The 15,765-nt window shown below is 63.7% G+C and carries 19 protein-coding genes; 12 read left to right on the forward strand and 7 right to left on the reverse strand.

The features are described 5' to 3' along the window. Positions 1-201 precede the first annotated feature (201 nt). Positions 202-1,449, forward strand: a complete 1,248-nt coding sequence (locus Q0025_RS02220; protein ID WP_297295585.1) for a cupin domain-containing protein — start codon at positions 202-204, stop codon at positions 1,447-1,449. Positions 1,450-1,506: 57 nt separating this feature from the next. Here Q0025_RS02220 and acnA read toward each other — a convergent pair whose 3' ends face one another. After that, a complete protein-coding gene (gene acnA / locus Q0025_RS02225) occupies positions 1,507-4,236 on the reverse strand; it encodes an aconitate hydratase AcnA (protein ID WP_297295587.1) in 2,730 nt (909 codons plus the stop codon). Positions 4,237-4,363: 127 nt separating this feature from the next. Here acnA and ccmA point away from each other — a divergent pair, with 127 nt between their 5' ends. The 5 genes from ccmA (at position 4,364) to Q0025_RS02250 (ending at position 7,510) form a co-directional block, all read left to right on the forward strand. Continuing rightward, positions 4,364-5,071, forward strand: a complete 708-nt coding sequence (gene ccmA, locus Q0025_RS02230) for a heme ABC exporter ATP-binding protein CcmA (RefSeq protein ID WP_297295589.1) — start codon at positions 4,364-4,366, stop codon at positions 5,069-5,071. Continuing rightward, positions 5,068-5,778, forward strand: coding sequence for a heme exporter protein CcmB (gene ccmB / locus Q0025_RS02235; RefSeq protein ID WP_297295592.1), 711 nt, complete (start codon positions 5,068-5,070; stop codon positions 5,776-5,778). Before ccmA ends, ccmB begins: the two co-directional genes overlap by 4 nt. A gap of 213 nt (positions 5,779-5,991) precedes the next feature. Continuing rightward, complete coding sequence (locus Q0025_RS02240; RefSeq protein ID WP_297295593.1) at positions 5,992-6,747, forward strand: heme ABC transporter permease; 756 nt, start codon at positions 5,992-5,994, stop codon at positions 6,745-6,747. Next, positions 6,744-6,911, forward strand: a complete 168-nt coding sequence (gene ccmD / locus Q0025_RS02245; RefSeq protein ID WP_297295595.1) for a heme exporter protein CcmD — start codon at positions 6,744-6,746, stop codon at positions 6,909-6,911. The genes Q0025_RS02240 and ccmD overlap by 4 nt, the downstream gene beginning before the upstream one ends. Next, complete coding sequence (locus Q0025_RS02250) at positions 6,908-7,510, forward strand: DsbE family thiol:disulfide interchange protein (protein ID WP_297295597.1); 603 nt, start codon at positions 6,908-6,910, stop codon at positions 7,508-7,510. Before ccmD ends, Q0025_RS02250 begins: the two co-directional genes overlap by 4 nt. Positions 7,511-7,513: 3 nt before the next feature. Here Q0025_RS02250 and Q0025_RS02255 read toward each other — a convergent pair whose 3' ends face one another. Then, positions 7,514-8,293 (reverse strand): DUF2470 domain-containing protein, encoded by a 780-nt coding sequence (locus Q0025_RS02255; protein WP_297295599.1) that lies wholly within the window; start codon positions 8,291-8,293, stop codon positions 7,514-7,516. Between the two features lie 282 nt (positions 8,294-8,575). Here Q0025_RS02255 and Q0025_RS02260 point away from each other — a divergent pair, with 282 nt between their 5' ends. The 6 genes from Q0025_RS02260 (at position 8,576) to Q0025_RS02285 (ending at position 13,053) form a co-directional block, all read left to right on the forward strand. Continuing rightward, positions 8,576-9,271 carry a response regulator transcription factor gene (locus tag Q0025_RS02260; protein WP_297295601.1) on the forward strand — a complete coding sequence of 232 codons (696 nt, stop codon included), beginning with the start codon at positions 8,576-8,578 and terminating at the stop codon, positions 9,269-9,271. Between the two features lie 26 nt (positions 9,272-9,297). Continuing rightward, the gene (locus Q0025_RS02265; protein ID WP_297295603.1) at positions 9,298-11,130 is read left to right on the forward strand and encodes a stimulus-sensing domain-containing protein; all 1,833 of its coding nucleotides are present in this window, start codon (positions 9,298-9,300) and stop codon (positions 11,128-11,130) included. Continuing rightward, positions 11,127-11,603 (forward strand): aldolase, encoded by a 477-nt coding sequence (locus tag Q0025_RS02270; protein WP_297295605.1) that lies wholly within the window; start codon positions 11,127-11,129, stop codon positions 11,601-11,603. Before Q0025_RS02265 ends, Q0025_RS02270 begins: the two co-directional genes overlap by 4 nt. Positions 11,604-11,819: 216 nt before the next feature. Beyond that, positions 11,820-12,221: a PTS sugar transporter subunit IIA gene (locus Q0025_RS02275; RefSeq protein WP_297295607.1), complete on the forward strand. Its 402-nt coding sequence runs from the start codon at positions 11,820-11,822 to the stop codon at positions 12,219-12,221. Then, positions 12,218-12,529, forward strand: a complete 312-nt coding sequence (locus Q0025_RS02280) for an HPr family phosphocarrier protein (protein WP_297295609.1) — start codon at positions 12,218-12,220, stop codon at positions 12,527-12,529. The genes Q0025_RS02275 and Q0025_RS02280 overlap by 4 nt, the downstream gene beginning before the upstream one ends. A 104-nt stretch (positions 12,530-12,633) precedes the next feature. Next, entirely contained in the window at positions 12,634-13,053 is a 420-nt protein-coding gene (locus Q0025_RS02285; protein ID WP_297295611.1) for a secondary thiamine-phosphate synthase enzyme YjbQ, read from the forward strand. Positions 13,054-13,124: 71 nt separating this feature from the next. Here Q0025_RS02285 and Q0025_RS02290 read toward each other — a convergent pair whose 3' ends face one another. The 5 genes from Q0025_RS02290 to rimM form a co-directional block, all read right to left on the reverse strand. Beyond that, positions 13,125-13,535: an SRPBCC domain-containing protein gene (locus tag Q0025_RS02290; protein ID WP_297295613.1), complete on the reverse strand. Its 411-nt coding sequence runs from the start codon at positions 13,533-13,535 to the stop codon at positions 13,125-13,127. After that, positions 13,532-13,855, reverse strand: coding sequence for a metalloregulator ArsR/SmtB family transcription factor (locus Q0025_RS02295; RefSeq protein WP_297295623.1), 324 nt, complete (start codon positions 13,853-13,855; stop codon positions 13,532-13,534). The genes Q0025_RS02290 and Q0025_RS02295 overlap by 4 nt, the downstream gene beginning before the upstream one ends. 64 nt (positions 13,856-13,919) lie before the next feature. Next, on the reverse strand, positions 13,920-14,318 hold the full coding sequence (locus Q0025_RS02300; protein ID WP_297295615.1) for a DUF1801 domain-containing protein: 399 nt from the start codon (positions 14,316-14,318) through the stop codon (positions 13,920-13,922). Between the two features lie 173 nt (positions 14,319-14,491). Next, positions 14,492-15,187 (reverse strand): tRNA (guanosine(37)-N1)-methyltransferase TrmD, encoded by a 696-nt coding sequence (gene trmD / locus Q0025_RS02305; RefSeq protein WP_297295617.1) that lies wholly within the window; start codon positions 15,185-15,187, stop codon positions 14,492-14,494. Beyond that, positions 15,187-15,759, reverse strand: a complete 573-nt coding sequence (gene rimM, locus Q0025_RS02310; protein WP_297295625.1) for a ribosome maturation factor RimM — start codon at positions 15,757-15,759, stop codon at positions 15,187-15,189. Before rimM ends, trmD begins: the two co-directional genes overlap by 1 nt. Between the last annotated feature and the right edge of the window lie 6 nt (positions 15,760-15,765).

The following is a 15,765-nucleotide window of genomic DNA, read 5'->3' on the forward strand; positions in this document are numbered from 1 at the left end:
GCAAGAACGAAACGAGCCATCGCCCCGTGCGCGCCGAGCCAGATCGAAATAGGCGGGACGCGGGCGGATGAGGATTATGCGCAGCGTCTGCGCGATATACGTCGCGTATAGTTTTGCCCGCGCCGCCGTGGAAATATCTCAGCGGCGGCAGTGGCTGCGTGGGGCGGCCGGGTGCACAACTCATGGAAAGGAGCAAAGCGCATGAATCCGTTTTCACGCCGGACCGTTCTCTCGCTGGGTGCAGCGGGCGGCGCCGCCATGACAGCCTTTGGCGCGCGGGCGGCGACATTCGGCAACCCCGACCAGCCGCCGGAAGGCGCGATCAATTCCAATGCTGCGAGTTTGCGCGAGCCCGGTCCAAAAAATGCGGCGCTCGACGCTCAGTTTCCCGACGTTCAAAGCCCGCCGCCGACGGATATCGGCGACATGCCGCAGTTCTGGTCCTCGTTCAACATCATGCCGAAGCGCATCCAGGGCGGCGGCTGGGCGCGGCAGGTCACGCAGGCCGATTTCGCGATTTCGGAGGCCGTGTCGGGCGTCAATATGCGTCTCGGTCCCGGCGGCATCCGCGAACTGCATTGGCATCTGGCGGCAGAATGGGCGATCGTGACCAACGGCGCCTGCCGCGTCACCGTGCTCGATCCCGACGGGCATGCCTCGGTGCAGGATGTGGGCGTCGGCGATCTCTGGTATTTTCCCGCCGGCTATCCGCATTCGCTGCAAGGTCTCGGCGAAGACGGCTGCGAATTCGTCATCGTGTTCGATGAGGGCCGGCAGTCCGAATATAATACGCTGCTTGTGACCGATTGGATCGCGCATACCCCGCCGGCCATTCTCGCCGAGAATTTCGGCGTGCCGGAAAATACCTTCAAATCGATTCCGCTCAACGACCTGTGGATCTTCCAGGGCAAAGAGCCAGGCCCCCTGGCGCAGGATCAGGCTGCCGTCGCCTCGGGCGGCGCGCCGGAGAATCCCTTCACCTTCAGCCTCGGCGCAACGAAGCCCATCGTCCGCAACAAGTCGGGCACGCTGCGCCTCGCCGACAGCCGGACCTTCAAGGTTTCGACGACCATCGCGGCTGCGATCGAGACAATCGAGCCCGGCGGCGTGCGCGAGATGCACTGGCACCCCAATGCCGACGAGTGGCAATATTGGATCAAGGGCGAAGGCCGCATGACCGTGTTCGATGCGGGCCCGCGCAGCAAGACGGCCGATTTCAAAGCCGGTGACGTCGGTTATGTAAAGAGAAGCCAGGGCCATTTCGTCAAAAACACCGGCACGGGCGATCTGCAGTTCCTGGCCGTCTTCAAGACGCCTATCTATCAGGAGATCAGCCTGTCCGATTGGCTGAGCCATACGCCGCCGGCGCTCGTCGCTCAGCACTTGAATATGCGCGTCGAAGACGTGATGAAATTCGTCAACACGCGTCCGGGCATCGTTCCGGGGTAAGCGCAAAAAAAAGGCGCCGCGGTCAGCGGCGCCTTTTCACCTCGGAAGCGACGCGCCTTACGCCGCCGCGAGCTGGCGCAGCACGTAGGGCAGGATGCCGCCGTTGTTGAAATATTCGAGCTCGTCTTCCGTCGCGATGCGGCAGAGGAGCGGCACTTTTTTCTCGGTGCCGTTGGCGAATTTGATCGTCGCCTCCATCATCTGGCGCGGCTTTAAATCCGCGCCGAGGCCGTGGATCGTGACGAGCTCATCGCCCTTGAGGCCGAGCGATTTCCAGCTCGTGCCGGGCTCGAAGGTCAACGGCAGCACGCCCATGCCGACGAGGTTCGAGCGATGGATGCGCTCGAAGCTCTCGGCGATGACGGCGCGCACGCCGAGGAGGCGCGTGCCCTTGGCCGCCCAGTCGCGCGACGAGCCGTTGCCGTATTCGGCGCCGGCGAAGACGACGAGCGGCACGTTCTCGGCCTGGTATTTCATCGCCGCGTCATAGATCGACATGTCGGCGCCGTCCGGCCAATGCTTGGTCATGCCGCCCTCCGGCACGCTGCCGTCGGATTTGGCGAGGATGAAGTTCTTGATGCGGATATTGGCGAAGGTGCCGCGCATCATGATTTCATGATTGCCGCGGCGCGTGCCGTACTGGTTGAAGTTCTGCTGCGAGACCTGGCGTTCGAGCAGGAACTTGCCGGCTGGCGAAGCCGCCTTGATCGAGCCGGCCGGCGAAATATGGTCGGTGGTGATCTTGTCGCCGAAGAGCGCGAGGACGCGCGCATTGACGATATCCGTCACCGGCACCGGCTCCTTGGTCAGGCCCTCGAAATAGGGCGGGTTCTGCACATAGGTCGAACCCATGTCCCAGCGATAAGTCTCGCCGTCCGGCACCCGCACTTTGCGCCAATGCGTGTCGCCCTCGAAGACGTCGGCATAGCGGCTCTTGAAGATTTTCTTCGTCACATATTTCGCGGCGAAGGCATTGATCTCTTCGGCCGAGGGCCAGATGTCGCGCAGGTAGACAGGGGCGCCCTTTTTGTCGTGGCCGAGCGGCTCGGTCTCCAGATCCTTCGTCACCGTGCCGGCGATCGCATGGGCGACGACGAGCGGCGGCGAGGCGAGATAGTTCGCCTGCACGTCGGGGCTGACTCGGCCTTCGAAATTGCGGTTGCCGGAAAGAACGGCCGCGGCGACGATGCCGTTCTTGTTGATCGTGTCGGAAATCTCCTGCGGCAGCGGCCCGCTATTGCCGATACAAGTCGTGCAGCCGAAGCCGACAAGGTTGAAGCCGAGCTTGTCGAGGTCCTTCTGCAGGCCGGAATTCGCCAGATAGTCGGCGACGACCTGGCTGCCGGGTGCGAGCGACGTCTTGACCCACGGCTTCACCGTCAGGCCGCGCGCCACGGCATTGCGGGCGAGAAGCCCGGCGCCGATCAGCACGCTCGGGTTCGAGGTGTTGGTGCAGGAGGTGATCGCGGCGATCACCACGTCGCCATGGCCGAGGTCGAAAGTCTTGCCCTCGACCGGATAGCGCTTGTCGGCATCGTCGGGCTTCTTGTATTCGCCGGCAAGGGCGGTCTTGAACCCCGGCGCGACGCCGCCGAGCGCAATGCGGCCTTCCGGCCGCTTGGGGCCCGCCATCGACGGCACGACGCTCGCAAGATCGAGCTCGATCGTCTCGGTGAAGACCGGGTCGGGCGTTGCCGAGGTGCGGTAAAGGCCCTGCGCCTTGGCATATTTCTCGACGAGCGCGACGCGGGCGGGCGTCCGCGCCGAGGTCGAAAGATAATCCAGCGTCTCGCTATCGACCGGGAAGAAGCCGCAGGTCGCGCCATATTCCGGCGCCATATTGGCAATCGTCGCCCGGTCGGCGAGCGAGAGATGCTTCAGGCCCGGGCCGTAGAATTCGACGAATTTGCCGACGACGCCGAGCTTGCGCAGCATCTGCGTGACCGTCAGCACGAGGTCGGTCGCGGTGACACCCTCCTTCAACTCGCCGGTCAGTTTGAAGCCGACGACTTCCGGCAGCAGCATGGAGAGCGGCTGGCCGAGCATGCAGGCTTCCGCCTCGATGCCGCCGACGCCCCAGCCGAGCACCGAGAGGCCGTTGACCATGGTCGTGTGCGAATCGGTGCCGACGAGCGAATCGGGATAGGCGACCTCGACGGTGACTTCCTTGCCCTTGCCGGGCGAGTATTTCTCCTTCCGCGTCCACACCGTCTGGGCGAGATATTCGAGATTGACCTGATGGCAGATGCCGGTGCCGGGCGGCACGACGCGGAAATTGTCGAAGGAGCCCTGGCCCCATTTCAAAAAGCGGTAGCGCTCGCCGTTGCGGTCATATTCGAGATCGACATTGGTCTTGAAGGCCTTCGAATTGCCGAAAGCATCGACGATGACCGAATGATCGATGACGAGATCGACGGGCACGAGCGGGTTGATCTTCTGCGGGCTGCCGCCGAGTTTGACCATGGCGTCGCGCATGGCGGCAAGATCGACGACCGCCGGCACACCGGTGAAATCCTGCATCAGAACGCGCGTCGGGCGGAAGGCGATTTCCTTCTCGGCCTTGCCCTTGTTGACGAGCCATTCGGCGACCGCCTGGATATCCTCTTTGGTGACCGAGCGGCCATCCTCGAAGCGCAGCAGATTTTCGAGCAGCACTTTCATCGAGAAGGGCAAGGCGGAAATGCCGGCAAGTCCATTCCGCTCGGCCGCCTTGAGCGAGAAATAATGATAGGATTTCGTACCGACGTTCAGTGTTCTGCGGCTTTTGAAAGAATCGAGCGAAGCCATTGGCTGCAGGCCCCTTATTGTTGAGAAATGCGATGATGGCGGCTTATAGATAATTTCCAATCTAGCCGCTACACCACAAACGCCGCGCCATGCAGGCCGCGCGCCAGAGGGGGAAACCCGCGCCGTCATGCAGATCGAAGCCTCGGCTCTCAGCGTCGAACGCGGCGGCCGCGTCATTTTCGCCGGTCTCGGCTTTGGATTGCGGGCCGGCGAGGCGCTTTTGGTCAAAGGGCCGAATGGCGCCGGCAAATCGACGCTGCTGCGCGCGCTGGCCGGCCTGCTGCCGCTGGCAAGCGGGGATATCAGGATCACGCCTGCGACGGAGGCGCGGCTAGATCACGATGATTTTGGATCGATTCGATCCAAAATCATGAACGTGATCGATTTTAAAGGTTTAGAGCGGGATTCCGGCGAAAAACCGGGGTCAACTTTTTCGCATCCCGCTCTGGCGGCGCTCTGCCATTATATTGGGCACGCAGACGCCTTGAAGCCCGCTCTCACGCTGGCCGAAAACCTCGCCTTCTACGCCGCTTTGCTGGGCGGCGGCGAGATCGCCGCGGCGCTGGCGCGCCTCGGGCTTGCCGGGATCGCGGACCTGCCCGCGGCCTATCTCTCGGCTGGGCAGAAACGCCGGGCGGCTCTGGCGCGGCTCGTTGCCGTCGCGCGGCCGATCTGGCTGCTCGACGAACCGCTAACTGCCCTCGACACAATGTCGCAGACCATCGTCGGCGAGCTGATGCGGGAGCATCTCGAAATGGGGGGCCTCATCGTCGCCGCCACCCATGCGCCGCTGCCGATTGCGGCGCGCGATCTCGTGCTTGGCCGGCCGCTATGAGCCAGAAGCCGCAAGCCGAAAAGCGACAAGCCGCAATCCAAACCCGCCGGTCGCCGCTCGCGGCGCTTCTCGTCCGCGATCTGCGGATCGGGCGCCGCATCGGCGGCGCGGTCAGCATGGGCGTTGTCTTTTTCCTGTGTCTCGTGACGGTCACGCCCTTTGCCGTCGGGCCGGACCAGGCGCTCTTGGCGCGGATCGGCCCGGCGATCCTCTGGATCGCCGCTTTGCTTGCGACCTTGCTCGGCCTCGACCGGCTGTTCCAGGCCGATGCCGAGGACGGCTCGCTCGATCTCTTCCTCATGAGCGAAACGCCGCTCGAATTGATCGTGGTGGTCAAATGCCTTGGGCATTGGCTTTTGACTGGCCTGCCGCTCGTTGCGGCAAGCCCGATCTTCGGCCTGATGCTGGGGCTTGAGCCCGCGGCGCTTGCCCGCGTGACGGCGTCGCTCCTTGCCGGCACGCCGGCGCTGACGCTGCTTGGCGCGGTCGGCGCGGCGCTGACGGTGAGCCTGCGTCGCGGCGGGCTTTTGCTCGCGGTGTTGATCCTGCCGCTCTCGGTGCCGGTGCTGATTTTCGGCGTCGCCGCGGCGGGCGATCCGGTCGTCGGCTTCAAGACGCCGTTTCTCATCCTCTGCGGGCTGACGCTCGCCGCCGTGGCGCTGACGCCGTTTGCCGCCGCGGCCGCTTTGCGCCATGCCGGGGATTGAGACGCGGAGATCGAAGCGCGAATCCGCCGAGGGGAAGGTTAAATATCAAATTCCTCCGCGTCAGCGGCGGCACGGCCAAACGTCTGTAGAAACGTCTGTATAAGCAACGCGGACCGACAGGCCGCCCTTCAGCTTCTGGTGAACCAAGACGTGATGAACCACGACTTGGCGAAACATTTGCCTTCCGGCACCGCCCGGCCTAGATGAGAACCCATGCAAAATTACGCCAATCCGACGCATTTCCTGCGGCTCGTCCGGGTTCTGCTTCCGGTTACGGCCGGGCTGACGACCGGGCTCTTGGCGGTTGGGCTTTATCTCGCGCTTTTCGTCGCCCCGGCCGATTACCAGCAAGGCGAAACCGTGCGGATCATGTATCTGCACGTTCCCTCCGCCTGGATGGCGATGTTCGTTTATCTGGTGATGACGTCGGCGGCGATCGGCACGCTCGTCTTTCGCCATCCGCTCGCCGACGTGGCGCAGAAGGCAGCGGCGCCGCTCGGCGCGGCGTTCACGTTTTTGTGCCTCACCACCGGCTCGCTCTGGGGCAAGCCGGAATGGGGCACGTGGTGGGTTTGGGACGCGCGGCTCACTTCCGTCCTCGTGCTCTTCCTCATTTATCTCGGCATCATCGCGCTCTGGCAGGTGATCGAGGATCCGGGCAAGGCCGCGCGGCTCGTCGCGATCTTCACCCTCGTCGGCGCGGTCAATGTGCCGATCATCAAATTCTCGGTCGATTGGTGGCACACGTTGCACCAGCCGGCCTCGGTCTTCCGCATGGGCGGCCCGACGATTGCAGCCTCGATGCTCTGGCCGCTGCTGATCATGGCAGTCGGTTTCACGACGCTGTTCCTGACGCTGCATATGCTGGCGATGCGCAACGAGATTTTGCGCCGCCGCCTGCGCCGCCTGTCGATGCTTGCTGCCGACGGCGCTGCGCCGCTCGGCGTGGTCGCGGAGCCGGCCGAATGAATCTGGCCGCGCCGCATAGCGGCTTCGTCATCGCCGCTTATGCGATCGCCTTCGTGGTGATCGCGGCCATGGTGATCGGCACGCTTGCCGATTATCGGAGCCTCAAGAAAAGTCTCGAGCGGATCGCGGCGCGGGCGCGCCATATCGGGGATGCCCGGTCTTGAGTGAAACGTCGCCTCCTGCCGCAGCGCCGCAAGAGACAGCGCGCCCGCGCCGCTCGCCGCTCGCCTATCTGCCGCTGCTGATTTTCATCGGCGTCGTCGGGCTGCTGCTCGCGCGCCTTTTTGCCGGCGATCCGTCGCGGCTGCCGTCGGCGCTGCTCGACAAATCGGTGCCGAAATTCGATCTGCCCGCCCTGCTGACCACGGCACCGGGCCTGTCGGACAAGGATTTGCGGCAAGGCCATGTCACCGTGCTGAACATTTTCGCTTCGTGGTGCGGGCCGTGCCACGAGGAAAATCCGCAGCTCGTCGCCTTGGCGCAAGACAAGCGTCTGGCCGCCGAAGGCGTCAAGCTTGTCGGCATTGCCTATAAGGATTTGCCCGACGACACCCGCCGCTATCTTGGCCAAGAGGGCAATCCCTATGCGGCGATCGGCGTCGATGCGAGCGGGCGCACCGGCATCGATTTCGGCGTCTATGGCGTGCCGGAAACCTATATCGTCAAAGGCGACGGCACGATCGCGTTTAAATTCGTCGGACCCATCGACGAAGACACATTGCGCGATGCCATCTGGCCGCAGATCGAAGCAGCAAGGAAATAATTTTCAGTTCCGTGCCCGCGCGGCCTGCGCCAGGGCGACCAGCGCTTCGCGCAAATCTGCGGGGGTCGCGATCGGCCGGGGAAATGGCAGGCGAAGGATCATCTCGTCATTGCCGAGATCGACGCCTTCGGGATCAAAGCCGAGCGTGCGCCACGGGCCGCCGCTCCGGTCGCCGCTTTCCTGGCGGAAGGCGGCTGCGATCAGCGGGGCGAAATCGGCGTGATCCTGATTGACATGCTGAAGCGCGCTGGCCTCGGCGGCGACGAGTTCGGCCGCATTGGCGATCGGCGTCAGGATTTGCGCGGCGGTCAGGCCCGGCGCGGCGCGGCCGAAGCCGCCATTCATATGCACGCCTGTGAGTTCGACCTGGAAAAAAGCAAAATCCGGAAAATCGGCATAGAGCGCCGATTTCGGATGCCGGGCCAGGAAGCGCGCCCGTGCATTCGCGCGCTGCGCCGGGTCATCCACCGCGAGCGCCCGGCCGAGCAGCGTCAGCCGCGGATGGGCGAGCGGATCGCCCTTTTTCGGCAGATAATAGAGAAGCGAGACACGCGCGTCGGCCGAAATATGCCGGCGATGCGCCGAGAGCTGCGACATCAAGAGAAGCGGGCTGCCATCCGGCGCGCTCGCGACATTGACCAAAGTGGCGAAGGGGAAGCCCGAATCCGGCGCAAGCGTTGCCAGAGTTGCCCAGCGCACGGTGCGCAAAAGCAGCTTAGCCTCGGCTATGGCATCGAATTTCGGGCTTTCCGGCGGGTTTTCCGCGATTTCGGGGCGCGTCATGGGTCAATTCCTGGCCTTGCCGGGCCGCGAGAGAGCTAAGGCGTTGCTTTAATTGCGCTCAGGGGTAGATTCCCCTATAGTTCTAATGGTATGGCTTGCAAAGACGCGGGGCACGCGGCCTCATTTCGGCCCTCAAGCTCTAAGAGCTTTTCCGCTCCCGCGCCGCGTGTCCGGGGTTGATGTCCCTCACGTCGTGTTCATGCGCTAACGGTTAAACCTCGCCCGGTTCGGGCTCAACCGGAAGCTTCTGCAACAGCTCGGCCTTTTAACCTAGGAGTGTTGATGCCGACGATCGCTTTGGTCGATGACGACCGCAACATTCTCACTTCGGTGTCTATCGCACTTGAGGGAGAAGGCTATCGGGTTCAGACCTATACCGACGGCTCGACCGCACTTGATGGACTGAAGACCAATCCGCCCGATCTTGCCATTTTCGACATCAAGATGCCGCGGATGGACGGGATGGAACTGCTGCGGCGGCTGCGGCAGAAATCCGATCTGCCGGTCATCTTCCTCACCTCGAAGGATGAGGAGATCGACGAACTCTTCGGCCTCAAAATGGGCGCCGACGATTTCATCCGCAAACCGTTCTCGCAGCGCCTTCTCGTCGAGCGCGTTCGCGCCATCCTGCGTCGCGCCAATCCGAAAGAGGCCGCGGCGCAGAAGGAATCCGAAGCCAAGATTCTGGAGCGCGGGTTGCTCAAGATGGATCCCGAGCGCCACACCTGCACCTGGAAGAACGAAGCGGTGACGCTGACTGTCACCGAATTCTTGATCCTCCAGGCCTTGGCGACGCGCCCCGGCGTCGTCAAAAGCCGCAATGCGCTGATGGATGCGGCTTACGACGACCAGGTCTATGTCGACGATCGCACCATCGATTCCCACATCAAACGCCTGCGCAAGAAGTTCAAGGCCGTCGATGACGAGTTCGAGATGATCGAAACGCTGTACGGCGTCGGCTATCGGTTCAAGGAATAATCGCGGCATTTGGGGCGGCGAAGCGCATGAGCGTCGAAGCGCACGAGCCATTCGACCAGACTCTCGACGCGCCGCGCAAGCGCAGCCTGCGGCGTAGTTTGGGTTGGCGGATTCTCCGCCGCGTCCGCACGGCCGAGCAGGCGGTGGCGGTTCGCTTTTCATCCTCGCTGACGCGCCGCATCGTCGTCCTCAATCTCGGTGGCCTTGTCGCGCTGCTTCTCGGCTTCCTCTATCTCAATCAGTTTCGCGAAGGTCTGATCGACGCGCGCGTGCAGAGCCTGCAGACGCAGGGTGAGATCATCGCCGCCGCTGTCGCGGCTTCGGCAACGGTCGCGACCGATGCGATCACCGTCGATCCGGAAAAGCTCTTGCAACTGACGCCCGGCGAAAGCGCCGGGCTTTCCGAGGAAAGCCGTCCGTCGCTCGAATTTTCGATCAATCCCGAGCGCATCGGGCCGGTGCTGCGCCGCCTCGTCTCGCCGACGCGCACGCGCGCCCGCATCTATGACCGCGACGGCTATCTTCTGCTCGATTCGCGCGCGCTCAGCGCCCGCGGCGATATTTTGCGCATGGATCTGCCGCCGCAGAATGACGAGGCCGGCACCTGGCTCGAGCGAATCTGGTCGGCGATGAAACGCTCGTTCACCTATAACGAATTGCCGCTCTACGAGGACATCGGCATCGCCAATGGCCGCGCCTATCCGGAGGTTTCGCGCGCGCTCAACGGCCATGCCAAATCCATCGTGCGGATGAATTCGAAGGGCGAAACGATCGTTTCCGTCGCAGTACCGATCGAGCTGTTGCGCACCGTCCGCGGCGCGTTGCTGCTTTCGACGCAGGGCGGCGACATCGATGCGATCATCGCCTCGGAACGCTGGGCGATCTTGCGCGTCTTCTTGGTCTCGGCCGGGATCATGCTGCTTTTGTCGCTGCTGCTTGCCGGCACCATCGCCGGCCCGATGCACCGGCTGGCCGAAGCGGCGGAGCGGGTGCGACGCGGCATCAAATCGCGGCAGGAGATTCCCGATTTCACCAATCGCAGCGACGAGATCGGCCATCTCTCGGGCGCGCTGCGCGACATGACGCGGGCGCTCTACAAGCGCATGGATGCGATCGAAAGCTTCGCCGCCGATGTCGCCCATGAATTGAAGAATCCGCTGACTTCGCTGCGCAGTGCGGTGGAGACCCTGCCGATCGCGCGCACCGAAGAATCGCGTAATCGGCTGCTCGCCATCGTGCAGCACGATGTGAGCCGGCTCGACCGATTGATCAGCGACATTTCGGACGCCTCGCGGCTCGATGCGGAACTCGCGCGCGCAGATATGGAACCGGTCGATCTTGCCCGCATCGTTCGCACGGTGGTCGAGATCACCAATCACGTCGAACACGAAAGCGTCCGCGTGAGCCTCGACGTCGGTACGCCGGGCAATAGCGAGGACGCGCGCAAAAGCGGCTTCTTGATTCTCGGGCACGATTCACGTCTCGGCCAAGTGTTCATCAATCTCATCGAGAATGCGAAATCCTTCTCGCAGCCGGGCGGCAGCGTCCGCGTCGCTCTGCGCCCGGCCAAGGGCGCGCTCGCCGGCGGCGTCTTGGCCGACGGCTTCGAGATCACGGTCGATGACGACGGACCGGGCATTCCCGCCGATGCGTTCGAGCGGATTTTCGAGCGCTTCTACACCGACCGGCCCAATCAGGGATTCGGCCAGAACTCGGGCCTTGGCTTATCCATCTCGCGCCAGATCATCGAAGCGCATGGCGGCCGTATCCGCGCGATGAACCGCACGGCCGCCGGCTCCGACGGCGCGATCCGCGTTCTCGGCGCGCGTTTCGTCGTCTGGATCAGGGCGGCGCGATGAGCGCCGACGCCGCGGTGCAAGCGCCGGTCGCGATTCATGCCAGCGGAATCGTCATCGGCGAGGCAGGCGTGGTGATCCGCGGCGCCCCCGGCGCCGGCAAAAGCAGCCTGGCGCTGGCGCTCTTGGCGGCGGCGGAGCAGGGGGCGCATTTCGCCGCGCTGGTCGGGGATGACCGTCTCTATCTCTCGGCCCACCACGGCCGGCTCATTGCCCGCGGCCATCCGGCGATCCGCGGCAAGATCGAGCGCCGCGGCCAAGGCATTGCCGAGATCGGCGCCGAGCCCGGCGCGGTCGTCCGGCTCGTCATCGATATTCTGCCGCCGGAACAAGTGCTTCGCTACCCTGAGGCGGTCAACTCTTACGTTACCCTTTGCGGTGTAGAACTGCCGCTATTGGCTCTGCCTAAGGCAGGCGGTGCGTGTGATTCGGCGCTGACTGTCCTGGCCCGGCTGCGGCAATTTGGGGCAATCTGACGCGGGAGGCCGTCATTTCACTTGCGAATTTCGCCGCGCTGCACAAGATGGCGTCCCCAACATGTCCCGCGGCGTGCGACCCGAAGCCTGGACTTGGATCTTGCGTCGGCCTTCAGCGTCAGAAATCACAGGGTAGGAAATGAGCGGCGGCGCCTACGGTTCGCAATTTTCTGCGCATATTCTGTGGCAAACCCGTGACCCAAAACGGTGTCGTCGATGATCGGAATGGTGCTCGTCACCCACGGTGATCTGGCAACCGAGTTCCGCGCGGCGCTGGAGCATGTTGTCGGCCCGCAAAAGCAGATCGCCACGGTGTCGATCGGGCCCGAGGACGACATGGAAGAACGCCGCAAGGATATTCTCGCCGCGGTGAAACAGGTCGATCGCGGTCTCGGCGTCGTCGTCCTGACCGACATGTTCGGTGGCACGCCCTCCAATCTGGCGATCTCGGTGATGAACGGCGGCCATGTCGAGGTCGTCGCCGGCATCAACCTGCCGATGCTGATCAAACTCGCCTCGATCCGCGACACGATGAGCCTCGATCAAGCGGTGCTGCAGGCGCAGGATGCCGGGCGCAAATATATCTACGTGGCGAGCCGGGTGCTGGGCGGCAAATGAACGAGGCCTCGCAATCCCTCCCGACCGTCGGCGACGGCACGCTGGTGCGCGAGATGGAGATCGTCAACCGCAAGGGTCTGCACGCGCGCGCCACGGCGAAATTCGTTCAGTGCGTCGAGCAATTCTCCGCCGAAGTGACGGTCAGCCGTGCCGGTGAGACGGTCGGCGGTTCGTCGATCATGGGCATATTGACGCTCGGCGCCGGCATCGGTTCGACCATCATCGTCACCGCCAAGGGCGAAGAGGCCGCGGAGGTTCTCGATGCGCTTGCGACGCTGATCGGCAACAAGTTCGGCGAAGACGAATAGAATAGGGCTTTCGAGCGAAGGGGAGGCCGGTTCGCGTGAAGAAAACGCGTCAAAACCAAAATCCGGGAGCCCCGGCTCCGATTTCACCGGAATCGAAGTTTTAGATGCGCCAGGCGCTGCATCGGCTCGCCGTCGAAACGCGAGGCCAGGGCCTCGTCGAAATCACCGCGCTGGTGAAAGATTGGCTTGCCCATCTCGATATCGAGGATGGTCTCCTGACGCTCTATTGCCGGCATACCTCGGCATCGTTGCTGATCCAGGAAAATGCCGATCCCGACGTCTGCCGCGACCTTGAATCGTTCTTTGCGCGGATCGCACCGGAAGGCCGCGGTCTTTACGTGCACCAATCCGAAGGCCCCGACGACATGCCGGCGCATATCCGTGCCGCGCTGACGCAGACGCAGCTCTCAGTCCCGATCCAGGCCGGCCAATTGCTGCTCGGCACCTGGCAAGGCCTCTATCTTTTCGAACATCGCCGCGCGCCGCATCAGCGCGAGATCGTGCTGTATGTGATCGGCGAATAATCGCAGTCACGCGCGGGCCTTGACCTGCGCCTGCGGCGCAAGACCGCGCACGAGACCGCCGTCGGGACCCTTCAATCGATCCGTGCCAGGACCTGCTCCAGGGCCGTAAAGAACCGCGGCCAGCCGCCCTTGGCGCCTTGGTAGGCCTGCTGCTGATCCGGCCGGAAGCCCGATTGCTCCATGCGCAGATGCGTTCCCATGCTCGTCGGAGTGAGCGTCCAGGTGACGGTGCTCTGGAGGCCATAGGCGCCCCATGTGTAAGACAGCGTCTTGTTTGGCTCGACTGTGACGACCTGACAGTCGACCGCGCCCCAATCCGCACGTAAATTGAAGTGGTGGTCGACGATGGGCTTGAAGTCGTTCTTCATCAGCCATTCCTCGATCAGATGCGGTTGGGTGAGCGCGCGCCAGATTTTTTCCGGCGGATGGGGAATCTCACGTTCGACGACGACGGAGAGCGTTTCGGTCGCGGCCTTGTTCATTGGTCCATCCTTTTGAGCAGATCTTCGAGACGGTCGAACCGGCTTTGCCAGAAGCCGGCCATCTGGCTCGTCCAGTCGACGAGCGGCGCCAAGGCGCCGAGTTGCGGGCTGTAATGCGTCTGGCGTCCCTCGTGGCGGTCGCGCACCAGCCCGGCCTGTTTCAGAACGCCGAGATGTTTCGAGACGGCCGGCTGCGAAACCCCGGCCTCTGCCGTCAAGGCCGCGACCGTCTGCTCGCCCTCGCGGCACAATCGTTCGAACAGCGCGCGGCGGGTCGGATCGGCCAGCGCTCGGAAAAGAATGTCACGCGGGTCTGCGATCATGATCGATAATCATCCGGCTATAGACCAGGCTTCGTCCGGGAAATTGTTTTGAATCCGCGGATCAGCTTCGGGCAGTGGACGTGTTCAGCGTGACGGCGGCGCGAACCAGAGCCTTCAACGCCTTTTCGTCGATTCCGTCGCCCTCGTGGAAATCGATGGCACGCCGCATGTTTCCGTCGAGGCTCGAATTGAAAAGGCGCGAAGGATCTTTCAGCGCCGCCCCTTTGGCGAAGGTCATCTTCACGACGCTCTTGTAGGTCTCGCCGGTGCAGATCAATCCGCCATGCGACCAGACCGGAACTCCGCGCCACTTCCACTCTTCGACGACATCGGGATCGGCTTCCTTGATCAAGGCGCGGAGCCGGGCGAGCATCGCGCCGCGCCAGTCGCCGAGCTCGGCGATGCGCATGTCGATCAGTTCGGCAGGCGATGTGCTTTTCAGTGATGCGCTCCTCGTCATGCCGGTTTTTCCTCCAGAGTCCCGAGGCTACATAGGGCCGCGCGAAGAAAGCGCCCAGCGCGAGCCGCTGAACATTTGCAATCGATAACCTTATGGCTATTGATTAATGTATAACCATTTGGATATGGGTGAGTCAAGCCGGGGAGAGACATCAGAGCGGCGAACGGCCGAGCTTACGACTTGCGCGCTTTCGGCTTCAGCAGATCCGGTCGGCGCGCCGCGGTCAGCGCCCGCGCCTCGGCCTCGCGCCAGGCGGCGATCTTGGCGTGGTCGCCAGACAGCAGCACGTCAGGAATCTGATGCCCTTCGAAGACGCGCGGCTTGGTATAATGCGGATATTCGAGCAGGCCGTTTTCGAAGCTCTCTTCCGCGCCGGATTCTTCTTTGCCCATGACGCCGGGCAAAAGCCGCACGGCGGCATCGAGCAGGACAAGCGCCGCGAGTTCGCCGCCGGACAGCACGTAATCGCCGATCGAAACCTCTTCGAGACGGCGCGCCGCGATGACACGTTCATCGACGCCTTCGAAACGGCCGCAGACGATCGCCACGCCGGGGGCCTCCGCGAATTCGCGCGCCCGCGCCTGCGTCAAGGGTTTGCCGCGCGGGCTCATCAAAAGCCGCGGCCGCGGATCGTCCGGCTCAAGCGCCGCATCGAGACTGGCCGCGAGCACATCGGCGCGCATCACCATGCCGGCGCCGCCGCCGGCCGGCGTATCATCGACGCTGCGATGCCGGCCCAAGCCATGCGCGCGGATGTCGATTGCCTCGAGCCGCCAGACGTTGCGCTTCAGCGCATCGCCGGCGAGCGACAGGCCGAGCGGCCCCGGAAACATCTCCGGAAAGAGCGTGAAAATGCTCGCGCGCCACATCAGTGCGCCTCGCCCGCATCCTCTCCGTCCGGGAGAGCTTCGATTTCGGCGGGCGGCACGACGACGACACGCCTCTGCGCCAGGTCGATGACCGGCACGCAGGCCTTGGTGAAGGGCAGCAAAAGCGTCTCGCCGCCGCCTGCCGGTGCGATTTCGAGAATATCGCCGCCGCCGAAATTCAAGACGTTCTGCACCGTGCCCTGCTCAACGCCGGCGGTATCGACGGCGCGAAGCCCGATGAGGTCGGCGTGATAGAATTCATCGTCCGCCGCCGCGGGCAATGCCGCGCGAGGAAGGTAAAGGTCGAGATTGTTGAGAGCCTCGGCCGCGTCGCGCGTCGCAATGCCCTTGAAACGCGCGACGAAAAGGTCGTCCTTCACGGGGCGCAGCGCTTCGATTTCGAAACGCCGCGTGCCGCTTTCGTCTTGCAGCGGGCCGTAGCGGCCGATCGCTTTCGGGTCGGCGGTGAAGGAGACGAGCCGCACGTCGCCCTTGATGCCGTGCGCCGCGCCGATCCGCCCGACGCGCACGACATCGCGCGGCGCGGCCGGGCTGGGGCGGCCGGCCGGCATCGTCAG

This window comes from uncultured Methylovirgula sp., from assembly GCF_947646745.1.
Lineage (GTDB): Bacteria > Pseudomonadota > Alphaproteobacteria > Rhizobiales > Beijerinckiaceae > Methylovirgula.

Coding starts and splice junctions, on each gene's coding strand:
- Q0025_RS02220 (WP_297295585.1), top strand. CDS start 202: ATGAATCCGTTTTCACGCCGGACCGTTCTCTCGCTGGGTGCAGCGGGC.
- acnA (WP_297295587.1), bottom strand. CDS start 4,236: ATGGCTTCGCTCGATTCTTTCAAAAGCCGCAGAACACTGAACGTCGGT.
- ccmA (WP_297295589.1), top strand. CDS start 4,364: ATGCAGATCGAAGCCTCGGCTCTCAGCGTCGAACGCGGCGGCCGCGTC.
- ccmB (WP_297295592.1), top strand. CDS start 5,068: ATGAGCCAGAAGCCGCAAGCCGAAAAGCGACAAGCCGCAATCCAAACC.
- Q0025_RS02240 (WP_297295593.1), top strand. CDS start 5,992: ATGCAAAATTACGCCAATCCGACGCATTTCCTGCGGCTCGTCCGGGTT.
- ccmD (WP_297295595.1), top strand. CDS start 6,744: ATGAATCTGGCCGCGCCGCATAGCGGCTTCGTCATCGCCGCTTATGCG.
- Q0025_RS02255 (WP_297295599.1), bottom strand. CDS start 8,293: ATGACGCGCCCCGAAATCGCGGAAAACCCGCCGGAAAGCCCGAAATTC.
- Q0025_RS02260 (WP_297295601.1), top strand. CDS start 8,576: ATGCCGACGATCGCTTTGGTCGATGACGACCGCAACATTCTCACTTCG.
- Q0025_RS02265 (WP_297295603.1), top strand. CDS start 9,298: ATGAGCGTCGAAGCGCACGAGCCATTCGACCAGACTCTCGACGCGCCG.
- Q0025_RS02270 (WP_297295605.1), top strand. CDS start 11,127: ATGAGCGCCGACGCCGCGGTGCAAGCGCCGGTCGCGATTCATGCCAGC.
- Q0025_RS02275 (WP_297295607.1), top strand. CDS start 11,820: ATGATCGGAATGGTGCTCGTCACCCACGGTGATCTGGCAACCGAGTTC.
- Q0025_RS02280 (WP_297295609.1), top strand. CDS start 12,218: ATGAACGAGGCCTCGCAATCCCTCCCGACCGTCGGCGACGGCACGCTG.
- Q0025_RS02285 (WP_297295611.1), top strand. CDS start 12,634: ATGCGCCAGGCGCTGCATCGGCTCGCCGTCGAAACGCGAGGCCAGGGC.
- Q0025_RS02290 (WP_297295613.1), bottom strand. CDS start 13,535: ATGAACAAGGCCGCGACCGAAACGCTCTCCGTCGTCGTCGAACGTGAG.
- Q0025_RS02300 (WP_297295615.1), bottom strand. CDS start 14,318: ATGACGAGGAGCGCATCACTGAAAAGCACATCGCCTGCCGAACTGATC.
- trmD (WP_297295617.1), bottom strand. CDS start 15,187: ATGTGGCGCGCGAGCATTTTCACGCTCTTTCCGGAGATGTTTCCGGGG.
- rimM (WP_297295625.1), bottom strand. CDS start 15,759: ATGCCGGCCGGCCGCCCCAGCCCGGCCGCGCCGCGCGATGTCGTGCGC.